The 12,393-nt window shown below is 45.8% G+C and carries 13 protein-coding genes; 6 read left to right on the top strand and 7 right to left on the bottom strand.

Going from position 1 to position 12,393, the window contains the following annotated elements:
- Positions 1-30: 30 nt before the first annotated feature.
- Positions 31-351 carry a N(4)-acetylcytidine aminohydrolase gene (gene yqfB / locus A1OO_RS13090; protein WP_016960368.1) on the bottom strand — a complete coding sequence of 107 codons (321 nt, stop codon included), beginning with the start codon at positions 349-351 and terminating at the stop codon, positions 31-33.
- A gap of 145 nt (positions 352-496) precedes the next feature.
- Positions 497-1,453: a sensor domain-containing diguanylate cyclase gene (locus tag A1OO_RS13095; RefSeq protein ID WP_016960369.1), complete on the bottom strand. Its 957-nt coding sequence runs from the start codon at positions 1,451-1,453 to the stop codon at positions 497-499.
- A gap of 500 nt (positions 1,454-1,953) precedes the next feature.
- Between A1OO_RS13095 and rluF the strand changes: the two genes are divergently transcribed.
- A complete protein-coding gene (gene rluF, locus A1OO_RS13100; RefSeq protein WP_017003286.1) occupies positions 1,954-3,195 on the top strand; it encodes a 23S rRNA pseudouridine(2604) synthase RluF in 1,242 nt (413 codons plus the stop codon).
- A 303-nt stretch (positions 3,196-3,498) separates the two neighbouring features.
- Here the strand turns inward: rluF and A1OO_RS13105 are convergent, their stop codons facing one another.
- From A1OO_RS13105 to A1OO_RS13115, 3 genes are all read right to left on the bottom strand, one after another.
- Positions 3,499-4,029: an MltR family transcriptional regulator gene (locus A1OO_RS13105; protein ID WP_016960372.1), complete on the bottom strand. Its 531-nt coding sequence runs from the start codon at positions 4,027-4,029 to the stop codon at positions 3,499-3,501.
- A gap of 76 nt (positions 4,030-4,105) precedes the next feature.
- Positions 4,106-5,254: a mannitol-1-phosphate 5-dehydrogenase gene (locus A1OO_RS13110; protein WP_017003287.1), complete on the bottom strand. Its 1,149-nt coding sequence runs from the start codon at positions 5,252-5,254 to the stop codon at positions 4,106-4,108.
- A gap of 95 nt (positions 5,255-5,349) precedes the next feature.
- On the bottom strand, positions 5,350-7,296 hold the full coding sequence (locus A1OO_RS13115) for a PTS mannitol transporter subunit IICBA (RefSeq protein WP_017003288.1): 1,947 nt from the start codon (positions 7,294-7,296) through the stop codon (positions 5,350-5,352).
- 620 nt (positions 7,297-7,916) lie between these two features.
- Between A1OO_RS13115 and A1OO_RS13120 the strand changes: the two genes are divergently transcribed.
- The gene (locus A1OO_RS13120; protein WP_016960375.1) at positions 7,917-8,180 is read left to right on the top strand and encodes a DUF5062 family protein; all 264 of its coding nucleotides are present in this window, start codon (positions 7,917-7,919) and stop codon (positions 8,178-8,180) included.
- Between the two features lie 93 nt (positions 8,181-8,273).
- Positions 8,274-8,738, top strand: coding sequence for a DUF3429 domain-containing protein (locus tag A1OO_RS13125; RefSeq protein ID WP_017003289.1), 465 nt, complete (start codon positions 8,274-8,276; stop codon positions 8,736-8,738).
- Between the two features lie 51 nt (positions 8,739-8,789).
- Here the strand turns inward: A1OO_RS13125 and A1OO_RS13130 are convergent, their stop codons facing one another.
- Complete coding sequence (locus A1OO_RS13130; RefSeq protein WP_016960377.1) at positions 8,790-9,062, bottom strand: hypothetical protein; 273 nt, start codon at positions 9,060-9,062, stop codon at positions 8,790-8,792.
- A gap of 188 nt (positions 9,063-9,250) precedes the next feature.
- Between A1OO_RS13130 and A1OO_RS13135 the strand changes: the two genes are divergently transcribed.
- Both A1OO_RS13135 and A1OO_RS13140 read left to right on the top strand, forming a co-directional pair.
- Positions 9,251-10,642 (top strand): class II fumarate hydratase, encoded by a 1,392-nt coding sequence (locus A1OO_RS13135; protein ID WP_017003290.1) that lies wholly within the window; start codon positions 9,251-9,253, stop codon positions 10,640-10,642.
- 167 nt (positions 10,643-10,809) lie between these two features.
- Positions 10,810-11,046 carry an RNA recognition motif domain-containing protein gene (locus A1OO_RS13140; protein WP_016960379.1) on the top strand — a complete coding sequence of 79 codons (237 nt, stop codon included), beginning with the start codon at positions 10,810-10,812 and terminating at the stop codon, positions 11,044-11,046.
- A 72-nt stretch (positions 11,047-11,118) separates the two neighbouring features.
- Here the strand turns inward: A1OO_RS13140 and msrB are convergent, their stop codons facing one another.
- Complete coding sequence (gene msrB / locus A1OO_RS13145; RefSeq protein ID WP_017003291.1) at positions 11,119-11,562, bottom strand: peptide-methionine (R)-S-oxide reductase MsrB; 444 nt, start codon at positions 11,560-11,562, stop codon at positions 11,119-11,121.
- Between the two features lie 138 nt (positions 11,563-11,700).
- On the opposite strand from msrB, the gene A1OO_RS13150 reads away from it, so the two are divergent.
- Entirely contained in the window at positions 11,701-12,339 is a 639-nt protein-coding gene (locus A1OO_RS13150; protein WP_017003292.1) for a hypothetical protein, read from the top strand.
- The last annotated feature ends 54 nt before the right edge of the window (positions 12,340-12,393 follow it).

A 12,393-nucleotide genomic window follows, 5' to 3' on the forward strand; every position in this document is an offset into this window, starting at 1 on the left:
TATTTCAATCTGCAGCTTATGGTGTATTGGTTAGCTAACGAGCTTGTAGCTGATCACGTAAAACGTATCGTCTTCGGGATAGATCTTGCGGATCAAAGGTTTCAGTTCATCCAGTGGCAGAAATTCTTGGGCGGCATGAACTTCGCCAATGTCTTCAAATGCGATCTGCTCAACGGTCAGAATATCGATCTGACAAACATACTCATCTTTTTCTAGGGTGTGTACGTCTACGCGAGTGCCTGGTACATAATGTGATTCAGACACATCGCGGATCGTGATGGTTTTCTTGCCAGATGCAACAAGCGGCGTTAGCCATTCAAAGAAAGTAATTTTAGTCGGTGCTTGGCTCACAGTAATGCCTCAAATAGGTGAGATGACTATTGATCCGCATTAAAGCACAGCCTGTGAAGTTCTCAATTATATTTCGCTTACCTGTGGCAATAAAGCAGGAATCGCGGGGGGAGGCGAGACAGAGTGACGCCATGTCACGCTAGCACTATATTGCTTGTTTTTGCTTATACATCAAGGCATCTGCATCTGACAGTAAATCTTCTAGTGATGCGTGTTGTTCAGGTTGGTATTCGACTGCGCCATAACTGAATGCTAGCTCATACTCTTTTCCTGAATGATTGTTGTATTCATCTACGTAAGTTTGGAAGCGAGTCATAATGGTGGATGCGACTAACGCTTTGGAATTTGCAAGCAACACAACGAATTCGTCGCCGCCAATGCGAGCACAGAGATCAGACTCTCTAAAAAACGAAAACAGTAAATTGGAAAAGGTTTTTAAGGCGAGATCGCCTTCTTGATGGCCAAATTTGTCATTAATGGGCTTAAATTTGTTGAGGTCGATGAAAATCAGAGTTGCATCAATGCTTGTGCGTTTGCAGATCTGAATGCAATGGGCACCCAGTGTCATGAATCCGCGACGGTTTGAAATGCCGGTGAGCTCATCGATGTTTGAGTTACGCAGAGCCACCAGTTCGTGCTCAATCATGGTTGCGAGGTCAATTAAGGCTTCTTTGTCGTCGGTATCAAATTCTTTAGGTTCAGCATCAATCAGACACAGTGTGCCGATCTTGGCACCATTGGGGGTTTTAATTGGATAGCCCGCATAGAAGCGGATATTGGGATTGTCAGTAACCAAAGGATTATCAGAAAAACGCGCGTCCTTCGACGCATCCGAAATAATGAAAACCTCGTCGCCAAGTATGGTGTGTCCGCAAAAAGATATGTCTCGTGGTGTTTCGCTTGCATCCAAGCCTTGGCTGGATTTAAACCATTGTCGGTTTGAATCGACCAAGCTAACAAGTGCAATCTCAACGGAGAAGAGGCGTTTTGCCATGCGAGTGACACGATCGAATCGCTCTTCCGGAATGGTGTCGAGAATATCTAAAGACTTGAGAGTGTTAACACGAAACTCTTCATTGTCTGGAAAAGAAGGCTTTTTCATCTGTTTTCTTCCCTGAAATTTGGCGCGAACGGCTGTTACTTTTCTGTAATGATTTTCAATGCGTTGATTGTTCTTCACGTGTCACGAATGTGTTGCCGAGCATCCTCAAGGCCCTCTGAATCCTGCCTCTGAGGTTACTCGAGAATAGATAAATTATAGAGCACATTATTATCGTGCATCAATATTAAGACGGTTCGTGTCAAATTTTTCTATCTTTGTCTGTTATATTTTATCGTGGTCTATTTGTAGCGATTGTTTTGTCACAAAACAAACAACATCTTTCGCGGTTCTGTTGGCTTGGCCTTCGAGATCTGTATGTCGACGTTCAGACAGCTGTTATCAGCATTCATGATAAAAAATGCGCTTCAATCTATCTTGCCAAGTTATGTTTCAAGTACAATGAGCGATTACATCGAGAAAGCCATCGGAAGCCGCGTCAATGCGTGCTCGCAAACCACATGGCTGAACGTGATCAGTACAACTTGAGATAAGAAACGTTTGTGAACACAAGTAGCGGAATACGACTAAATAAATTCATCAGTGATTCTGGTTTTTGCTCGCGTCGCGAAGCAGACAAATTCATTGAGCAGCAAAAAGTCACCATCAACGGCATCGTGCCTGAGCTTGGCACCAAAGTGCTGCCAGGCGACGAAGTGAAGGTGAACAACAAACGCATCGACAAAGTGCCTGAAAGTAAAGAAGACCGCGTTTACATTGCTTATAACAAACCTATTGGTATTACCTGTACCACGGCGAGCAATGTACGTGGAAACATTGTTGACGCGATTCGTCACCCAAAACGTATTTTCCCTATTGGACGTTTGGATAAACCTTCTGAAGGTTTGATTTTTCTGACCAGTGACGGTGATATCGTCAATAAAATTCTGCGTGCGGGCAACAATCACGAGAAAGAATATCTTGTCACGGTTGATCGTCCTATCACGCCAAAATTCCTTGAATTGATGTCAAACGGCATCCCAATTCTGGATACCGTCACCAAACCTTGTGTCGTCGAAAGACAAAGTAAATTTGTTTTCAAGATCATCCTGACCCAAGGCTTGAACCGCCAAATTAGACGCATGTGCGAATACTTGGGGTTTGAAGTTACCAAACTAAAACGTATTCGTATTATGAACGTGCGTTTAGGGACGTTGAAACTGGGCGAGTGGCGCGAGCTAACACCACAAGAGATGGATGACATTAACTCTGCTGTGGCTGACTCTAAGAGTACTTTTGTCCCTGATGAGGCATACGTGAGTAATGAGCCAGGATCGGGTGACGTGAAAAGCGCATCGAGTCATGCCGCTAAGGAAAATCTAAAATCCGGCAAGATTGCTTTTGCGAAGCCAAGAACATCATCAAATGCGCGTTCTGGACGTGGCGATGGCCGTTCTTTCTCGAAAGACGATCATCGTAAAGATAGCTCACGATCGGGCAATGCACGCCGTGGCGATGCTCGACAAGGCGATTCACGCCCAAGTGACTCGCGAAAAGGTGAGTCGCGTAGAGATGACAACCGCCGAGATGACTCTCGCCGAGGTGGCCCTCGTCCAGACAATGCGCGTCCGCAACGTTCCGATAAAGACGGCGCACGTCGAGACGGTTCGCGTAACGACAGTTCACGTAACGACAGTTCACACAACGATAACTCGCGCAAAGAGGGCTCTCGTAGCGGCGGAGCACCTCGTAACGCACCGAATGGTACGCCTAACAATAGAAAACCGAGAAACCGTCGCCCATAGTTTATGAGCCGCAGGCTTGTGGCTTATGTTTAAGGTCGCGAATCGAGAAAGGGGGTGATGATGTCACTCCCTTTTTTGTTGTTCGGATAAACCTTGAAGCATTCACACCGGAAGTTTGATTGTGTGTATTTTAAGTATTGGCAGTGAATTTGATGATGAAGTTACGTGGATTTTGCCGTTGGTTATTCATGCTTGGATACTGATAGATATCGAGGAGTGATGCAGGAGTTGTGTTGAGAGTGTGCGTCCTTGCATCCTCTCTTTCATAGCAGAAAGTCGATTCGTGAGTACTCATACCACACGCTAGAAAGGACTCTCCTTGTTCAGTTCGTTACAAATTTCAACAATCGCAAGAGAAAGGCCAGATACTATCATCTGCTGTTGACGTATAAGTTGCATTTGATAGAACTCCAAACCCACATCATCATCAGGCTGCATCACGTCCAGTTTTACCATGCCCATTTTTTCTACCAAGTTAAGTTTCTTGATGGCATTGAGAATGAAAGGGTGCGTAAACGTGTACTCTTCACTGTCGTTGTTCAATTGATTTCGTAGTTTGATGATGTCATTGATGTCTTGATAAATCGCGTCAGGCAATACACCCAAGCCATAGAGCAGCTTAAGACGAACCGCAATATCTCCCAGGGGACCAGTATCATCGAGCAGTGGGCCAACGACAGATTTCACGGCAAAGTCATCTTTGCGGAAAATCCGTTGCACGAGAGAGTCAATCGCATCGGTAAATACCTCCACAGAGGCAATAAAGAACCCTCGCACTGACGGCGCGCTGTTAAGCCTTTCTATAATCTGCGTTTCTTTTATCGGTGCTACCATCTTAGGCTTGGTGTTCTTCCTCTGTAACGGGAGCTTTTGCTCCCGTTTATCGTTCCCATTCAGCGGGAAATTGACTTTAAAGCTGGTGGTAGATTGACTCAATGCTTTGCGCCTCTTTGCTTGTTTCTTCTAGGCCGCAATAGTGTGCAAGCGTTTTGATCACACCGTGTTGTTGTAAATAGGTTTGAAGTTCCACGGCTTGCGGGTCAGTGCTGTTTTCATATTTCAGCGCGGCAGCAATGCCTTTTAATAATGCATCGTTTTCGGTTTCGTATTCCATTGTACCGAGTAACGGCCTGATTAATCTATCATTCGACCCCAATTTTCTGATCGGCTCACGTCCGACACGTCCTACTTCATCAACAAGGAAGGGATTGGCAAAGCGCTCAATAATCTTATCGATGTAAGCATAATGTTTTTCACGATCAAAACGATAGCGTCGAATGAGTACTTCTCCGCTCTCCATCATTGCTTGCGTGACATCGGTTCTGATTATCGGGTCATTGATAGCCTCTCTAATAGTGTTATAGCCATGAAGGCATCCTAAATAAGCTGTAATACAGTGGCCAGTGTTAAGAGTAAAGAGCTTGCGCTCAACATACGCCATGAGATCACTAGTGCGTTCCATGCCTTCAATGGCAGGGATCTCGCCTTTGAATTGCTGATCGTCAACAATCCATTCGCTGAAGCTTTCGACGGTGACTTCAAGTGGGTCGTCGTTCGCCGGATCCATCGGGGGAACGATACGGTCTACGGCAGAATCGACGAACCCAACGTACTCGTCAGTTCTTGCTTGCTCTTCTTCGTTTAAGTGGCGGTAAACCTCTGCCTTGAGGTGGGTACTACCACGTACCATATTTTCGCAGGCAATAATGTTTAACGGGGATTCATTACCGTCTGAAAATCGCTTTTTAAGGCCCTCGGCAATGGTGCGCGCGATTTTGTCTAATACGTTTGCGCCGACGGCTGTGGTGACCAAATCTGTGGTTGCTATGCGGTCGATCACATCAGCACTCATCGAATTAACCGCTGAAATATGACTGACTGACTCAATGGTACTTTCTGTACCAACCACACGAACATTGTATTGTTGTTTATGGCTCAACTGATCAATCAGTGGCTCGTTGACATCTGCAAAGGTGACAGCCACGTTTGAATCAGCAAGGAGCTTGCCAATAAAGCCGCGACCAATATTGCCAGCACCAAAGTGTACTGCTTTTTTCATGATTATTACCTCACCAACAAAGTCGATCTTTTGTATCAAGATCTTGTTATAAATAAAGAGCCAACAGGTGCTGGCTCCTTTTGGCTTAACTGGGCTTATGCAGCCTCGGTTGCAGAGAGAATCTCCAGGACTTCATTAACATCGTTCGTTGAAGAAAGACGTTCGATAGCATCTGGATCATCCAACGCGTTGGTGATGGCGGTAATAACTTGAATGTGTTCGTCGTTCTTCGCAGCGATACCAATAACCAGCTTCGCTACATCGTCTTCGTCATCGGTAAAGCGCACGCCAGCAGGGTATTGGCAAATTACGATACCCGTTTTCTTGACCTTGTCTTTCGCTTCAATGGTGCCATGTGGAACCGCGATAGACTCGCCAAGGTAGGTTGAAACCAGTTTTTCACGAGCAAACATAGCATCTACGTACTCTGGCTCAACGTAACCCAATTCAACCAAACGTTCTCCTGCAAAGCGAATTGCGTCTTCTTTGTTGTCTGCACGAAGGCCAAGATGCACGTTCTTCTTCTCGAGTTGGAACGCAGGTAGAGGTTGAGGCTGTAGGGTTTCATCGTTAGCGGCAAGTAACGGTTTTTTGATGTACTCGGCATCATTCGCGGCCTTTGGGCCTTGTGCCGCCAACAGTTGTGTCACCAAGTTGTTGTAAATCTCACCATCTAAGAAGTTTTTCAACGAAATGTGGTGAGCGTGCTCAGCATGTTTACGAGCACGATCTGTCAGGTCAGAATGGGTGATCACGATATCAACGTCTGATGGAAGATTGTTAATCGCCACGTTAGTGACACTGATATCAAGGCCTGCGTCTTTCACTTTCTTACGCAGCAATCCAGCACCCATGGCACTCGAACCCATGCCTGCATCACAAGCAACGATGATGTTCTTAACGTCAGCCATGTTTACGTTGCCGCTACTTTTAGCGGCAACTGCACCTTTTGACGTCGCTTTCATGTCTTTCATTTGTGATGTTGCTTTGTTCAGCGCATCTTCGTCACCGTCTTCATCGGTGGTGCGCTGCGCTTTCAGTAGAATTGATGCTACGAAGAATGACACTGCGGTTGAAGCCGTGACTGACAACAGTACGCCCACCAAAGAGCTTTTGGGTGTCATCAACAAAATCGCGAAGATAGAACCCGGTGATGCAGGAGAAACCAAGCCAGCGTTGAACACAGTCAGAATGAAGACGCCGGTCATGCCGCCAGCAATGGCAGCTAGCAGAAGGCGTGGGTTCATCAGTACATATGGGAAGTAGATCTCGTGGATACCACCAAAGATTTGGATGATGGATGCACCGCCTGCTGTTTGTTTTGCCATGCCCTTGCCGAAGAACATGTAAGCCAACAGAATACCGAGACCTGGGCCTGGGTTAGCTTCAATCAAGAAGAAGATCGATTTACCCGTTTCTGCAGCCTGCTGAATACCCAACGGAGAGAAAATACCGTGGTTAATCGCATTGTTTAGGAACAGAATTTTCGCTGGCTCAACAAGGATAGAAGTAAGAGGGAGAAGGTTTGCTTCAACAAGGAAGTTAACCCCTGATGCCAGTACGTCTGAGATGACTTTAACAAATGGGCCAATCAGGAAGAATGCGATGATGGCACACAGCATACCGATGATGCCGGATGAGAAGTTGTTAACCAACATCTCAAAGCCGCTTTTGACTTTTCCATCCATTTTCTTATCGAAGGTTTTGATGGCTAGACCGCCCATTGGACCTGCGATCATTGCGCCCATGAACATTGGAATGTCGGCGCCAACGATTACGCCCATGGTGGTGACTGCACCCACAACTGCACCGCGGTCGCCGCCCACTAGCTTACCTCCGGTATAACCGATAAGAAGTGGAAGTAGATAGGTGATCATAGGACCAACCAGAGCAGCCATTGTTTCGTTAGGCCACCAACCGGTTGGAATGAACAGTGCTGTGATTAGACCCCACGCGATAAACGCGCCAATGTTAGGCATAACCATGTTTGAGAGAAACCGACCAAAATTTTGTACTTTGATCTTCGCATCTGGTGATATCATAAACGTTACCCGTTTGAAGTTTCTTTGAATTGTGTATAGCGGTTCGCCAAAACCGCTGGTTTGTTTGTCGTCAAAATCAAATTACCACACAAACACTCAAAGACACCGATAACGGGTTTTTATTGATCTTTGTCACGTTATCTTCCTCGTGAGTCGCCAAAAAAGTGAGAGCCATCTCGCATTTGCCGTGTAGTTTTATTTCATTTCCCTTTGAATTCAGAAGTCAATATTTTTCTATTGCAATAATGCCGATCTAAGTCTCGTTTATTGATCTTGTGGTTGTGATATTTATTGTGACAAGCATCACTAAATTGACTAATTTACGGGGATGTTAAAAAATTTGAGTGATATGGATCTCTATTTGTTGATTAATTCGCGTCATTAAAAAATAGAAGTACTTCCCGATACTTGATTCTGTAATTTTTTGACATAGTGTGATTGCTTTGTTTGTCTTCGACCTGATATACCCAAGTTGCTTGAAGATACTTGGGAATATCACTGCATCTAAAAATGTGTCGCCGGATGAGATTTGGTTAATAACCAAGCACTCAGATTGACTCTGTTTGAGTATAGGTATCACTCTGCTATGCTGGCTCGAGAAAATAAACTGGAGTGATGGAATGAAAAAAATTAAACACGAAGCCCAGTTACTGAAAAAAGCGCTGCAAATTGGAGAGCAGTACGCGGCGAAGCGCGGGTTTACGAGCTTTGATGATGGGACGTCCAATAAAATCAAAATTGAATGTATCTACCGTCTATTGGTGGATGACAAAATTATCGTTCCTCTTGCCTCAGATAAGGAAGACGGCCCCAACATGAAGCACAAATTGGTGCTTTGGATTCAAAAACAGCTTCCCGAAGGACACGCACTTCTCGCTGACTAAATACCAAAACTAAGCTCAGACCAAAACAAAGCTTCACCATTTTTCATCTCGCGCAGATTGGCAGTATGCGTAAACAACATGAGAGTCCTGATCATGAAAAAGACAGCACTTATCTATGGCGCAATGGGGTTGATACCCTTTGTTGCTTTCGGCATTTTGTTACCTATCTGGCCAATCGACTGGCAGAGCGCACTCGTTCACACCTTTTTGAGTTACAGCGCAGTTATTTTGGCGTTTCTTTCTGGTGCTGTGTGGGGAATGACAATCAGTGGCGCAAAGCCTGACAAGCCAACGAATGGGTTAACGGTAGGGATTGTATTTTCTTTGGTTGCGGTTGGCGCTTTGTTGATGCCGTATCCTTATTCGCTCTACTTATTGATCGCATCGTTTGTGATTTTGTTTGCGCTGGAAGTGGGGCTGATGTTTAAAGGAATTTATCCATTTTGGTATACCCTCATGCGCGCGGCGTTAACCGCTGTTGTGGTGGTGTGTCATATCTTCTTACTGTATTGGTTAGAAGGGATAGGACTGAGTGGGCTGCCTTCTCAGGCGATATAAACGAAAAGCGCCGAAAGGCGCTTTTTTATTGAATATTTATGTCACCAGCGGTTAATCTTCTAGATCTTCCTGCCATGGCATTTCTGGCAACATTTCAAGATGCTCTTCATAGCGTTTTAAGTTGAATTCGCCGCTACCTTTCGCCACATCGTAGACTTCTACCATTAGCGCACATGCAATGTACTCGATGGCCTCTTCTTGAGAGGAACCTGTCATGCGCAGACGCATCAAGGTTTCTTTTACTTTCTTTGGATTATTATCGGAGAGTTGATTCTCAACGATTTCAATCAGGTGTTCGCTGGTAAGGATGTCATCGTCATTCATGATTGTTCGCCTTGCGCTTACGCAGTTAAGTTTTTCCGCCGTATGGTACGGCAAAAGGAAGGCTAACCGCTACTGAGACAACGTAATTTTATTTATACCACCATACTTAAACAGTTATACCCAAACAAATTCTCGCTGAATAAGCATATTGAAACTGCTTGGGTAGAGTCATGACTTGGGAGTATTGGATGAATACGGAAGAAGTACGAGTAGAACATGACAGCATGGGTGATGTGGAAGTGCCCAAAAATATGCTTTATCAAGCGCAGACACAGCGAGCGGTGAATAATTTTACGGTAAGTGGAAGGGAGATGCCTGCACCGTTTATTCGCGCGCTGGCCATGGTGAAGTATTGCGCCGCTAGTGTGAACAGCAGCTTGTCGCTTTTGGATGCCCAGATTGCAGAAGCAATCACGGAAAGCTGTGAAGAAATATCTGCTGGAGAATACCTTAATCATTTTCCTGTCGATGTATTTCAGACAGGTTCAGGCACCAGCTCAAACATGAACATGAATGAAGTGGTTGCGACCTTAGCAACCATCAAATGTGGCATAGACATTAGCCCCAATGACCATGTCAATATGAGCCAAAGCAGCAATGATGCCGTACCAACCGCCATTCAAATCAGCGCAGTTTTAGAGTGCGAAAATCGATTGCTTCCTGCCCTTGATATTCTGACGAGCACATTGGTCGATAAGGAAGCTGAAGTTGGGCATATCGTCAAAACAGGGCGAACCCATTTGATGGATGCCATGCCAGTCACCTTTGGGCAAGAGTTGGAAGCATGGAGACGACAAATGACTTGTTGTCAGCGTGGTATTACTTTTGCGTTAGAAGAGGTAAGGAAGTTGGCGCAAGGTGGGACAGCGGTAGGAACGGGAATTAACGCACATCCTCAGTTTGCGTCATTGTTTGCCACTGAGATTACTGCGTTCACCGGAACGAGATTTGAGCCTCATTCTCACCCATTCAATGTGATGGGAAGCCAAGATGCCTTAGTGGGTTTGTCTGGCCAATTGCGTAATCTTGCCGTCGCCGTCATGAAAATCAGCAATGACTTAAGATGGATGAACTCTGGTCCTTTGGCTGGGCTCGGTGAGATAGAACTTGAAAGCTTACAGCCCGGTTCTTCGATCATGCCGGGTAAAGTAAATCCCGTTATCCCAGAGTCTAGCGCCATGGTCGCTGCGCAGGTTATGGGCAATGATGTCACTATTGGTATCGCGGGGCAGTCGGGGAATTTTGAGCTTAATGTGATGCTACCGTTAATCGCCGACAATCTACTGGACAGTATTCATTTGATGGCCAACGCACTTAATCTTCTTGCAACAAAAGCTATCGCGACGTTTAAGGTACGTGAAGATCGTGTGGGGGCGGCATTGGAGAAAAACCCAATTCTAGTAACAGCGCTTAACCCTGTCATTGGATATTTGAAAGCGGCGGATATTGCAAAAAAGGCTTACAACGAAAATCGGGCAATCATAGCGGTCGCTCTTGAAGAAACGGATTTGACACGAGAGCAGCTCGACGCGCTGTTAGATCCAGCCGCGTTAACGCGCGGAGGAATTGCGGACAAATAATATACAGTAGGTGATGGGGGCGTTGGTTATAGAGCGTGAAATGGCAAGAAGGTATTGGCAACATCGTTACAAACGGCAACTATCGATGAATGCGCAGATTCTTTTCTTGGTTTGCCCTCGTTTACCTGAGACAATTCATTCGTATTTTTTATATCAGACGGCTTAATATGAAACTTCTAGTTCGCAACCTTGCGCGCACCACGACAGAGCACGAACTGCGTGTTCTTTTTTCAGCACATGGCTCAGTGGGTGAATGCACGCTCGTTTTAGACCAAGAAACAGGTCTTTCAAAAGGCTTTGCGTTTGTTGAAATGCCAAATGACGATGAAGCAAAAGCAGCGATTGCAAGCCTGAATCAAAGTGATGTTGCCAGCAGCAAGATCCGCGTTAAGAAAGCTGATTAGTTAATTCAGTCTTTCTGAACAATAAAAAGCCAGCCTGATATGGGCTGGCTTTTTACGTTTTACGCGTCGCTGCTACTCTTCTTTGCTTAACGAAACAGCATTAATGCAGTAACGCAATTTGGTTGGCGGCGGCCCATCAGGGAAGACATGCCCAAGGTGCGCGTCGCACACGTTGCATGTCACTTCAATGCGAGTCATGCCATGGGAAATATCCATGGTGTACGCCACGACATTGTCCTCGACAGGGGCAGTAAAAGACGGCCATCCTGAGCCCGAATCAAACTTTTCCTGAGCATCAAAAAGGCGTGTATTGCAGCAGGCACAAGCATAAATTCCGGGGTGAAAAATACCGCACATTTCAGAGCTAAAGGGGCGTTCGGTGCCATGTTTACGCGTGATATAGAATTGCTCTTCACTCAGCTCGGCCTGCCATTCCACCTCCGATTTTTCAACCCGACGCGGAGGGATAGGGTTACCGTGTTTCGCGGTGGTTAATACAGACTCCCAGTTAAGCATAGTGTCACCTTCTTATATGTTGTCATTGGAACGCGCGTCATAAAAATGCGCTGTGGATGAGAAGACCGCATGGGGTGTCGATTACTTTCACGGCATAAGAGCTCCGCTGAACATCATGATGTGTACTATGGTTGAACCATGATGTGTCACCAACTTCACTTCGCCCATCTTTCTCTTCGCTTGGGCTATGGCCAGTCAGCATTGCGTGCAATGCTCATTTTTCTGATCCTGACTATCACAGGTTGTTCTTCTTCTAACCCTATGACAGATACGCTCACAGATATCTCTCAGATCAAAGATGATGAAGTATTAGTGGTGGGTCGGCTGACAGTATTGCCTGCTGTGGTTGGCGCATCTTTAAAACAAGAAACTGACACCTTTGAGCCGTTTAAAAGGGAAAGAGTGCTGATTTGGATTCGCGCAGACAACGTTTCTGCCAATTCACTTGGGCTACTAACAGATTGGGGCCAGCCGTTTTATTTCGCGATTCCGAAACGAACCCAACTACTCACAGGGCTAGAGCGTGCAATCGATGATGATAGCGACCTTGTCTATGCCATGTTGGCGCTTCCGGAGCCACTCAAATTTTTGGTACGTGTTGACGACAACGTGGTGTACATAGGCAACCTGCGGTTATACACCGATGAGTTTGATGAGATTGTTGCTGTTGAAGTCGTGGATGAATCTCAATCTGCAATTCATGACATCCGTCAGCGGTTCGGAGAGCAGGTTCGGTTTCGCGTCTCCTTGCTCGCGCCTTCGCAACATTTTCACTAGATTCACGTCAGAACTGCACCACATCGACTGTGGATAACTGACCAGCGTATAACT

Source organism: Enterovibrio norvegicus FF-33, assembly GCF_000286835.2.
Lineage (GTDB): Bacteria > Pseudomonadota > Gammaproteobacteria > Enterobacterales > Vibrionaceae > Enterovibrio > Enterovibrio norvegicus_A.

What these genes read in the sequence shown, in the direction of transcription:
- msrB (WP_017003291.1), bottom strand. Translation starts at nt 11,562, where the DNA reads ATGCTTAACTGGGAGTCTGTATTAACCACCGCGAAACACGGTAACCCT.
- A1OO_RS13125 (WP_017003289.1), top strand. Translation starts at nt 8,274, where the DNA reads ATGAAAAAGACAGCACTTATCTATGGCGCAATGGGGTTGATACCCTTT.
- A1OO_RS13095 (WP_016960369.1), bottom strand. Translation starts at nt 1,453, where the DNA reads ATGAAAAAGCCTTCTTTTCCAGACAATGAAGAGTTTCGTGTTAACACT.
- A1OO_RS13110 (WP_017003287.1), bottom strand. Translation starts at nt 5,254, where the DNA reads ATGAAAAAAGCAGTACACTTTGGTGCTGGCAATATTGGTCGCGGCTTT.
- A1OO_RS13115 (WP_017003288.1), bottom strand. Translation starts at nt 7,296, where the DNA reads ATGATATCACCAGATGCGAAGATCAAAGTACAAAATTTTGGTCGGTTT.
- A1OO_RS13150 (WP_017003292.1), top strand. Translation starts at nt 11,701, where the DNA reads ATGATGTGTCACCAACTTCACTTCGCCCATCTTTCTCTTCGCTTGGGC.
- A1OO_RS13135 (WP_017003290.1), top strand. Translation starts at nt 9,251, where the DNA reads ATGAATACGGAAGAAGTACGAGTAGAACATGACAGCATGGGTGATGTG.
- A1OO_RS13120 (WP_016960375.1), top strand. Translation starts at nt 7,917, where the DNA reads ATGAAAAAAATTAAACACGAAGCCCAGTTACTGAAAAAAGCGCTGCAA.
- A1OO_RS13105 (WP_016960372.1), bottom strand. Translation starts at nt 4,029, where the DNA reads ATGGTAGCACCGATAAAAGAAACGCAGATTATAGAAAGGCTTAACAGC.
- A1OO_RS13130 (WP_016960377.1), bottom strand. Translation starts at nt 9,062, where the DNA reads ATGAATGACGATGACATCCTTACCAGCGAACACCTGATTGAAATCGTT.
- A1OO_RS13140 (WP_016960379.1), top strand. Translation starts at nt 10,810, where the DNA reads ATGAAACTTCTAGTTCGCAACCTTGCGCGCACCACGACAGAGCACGAA.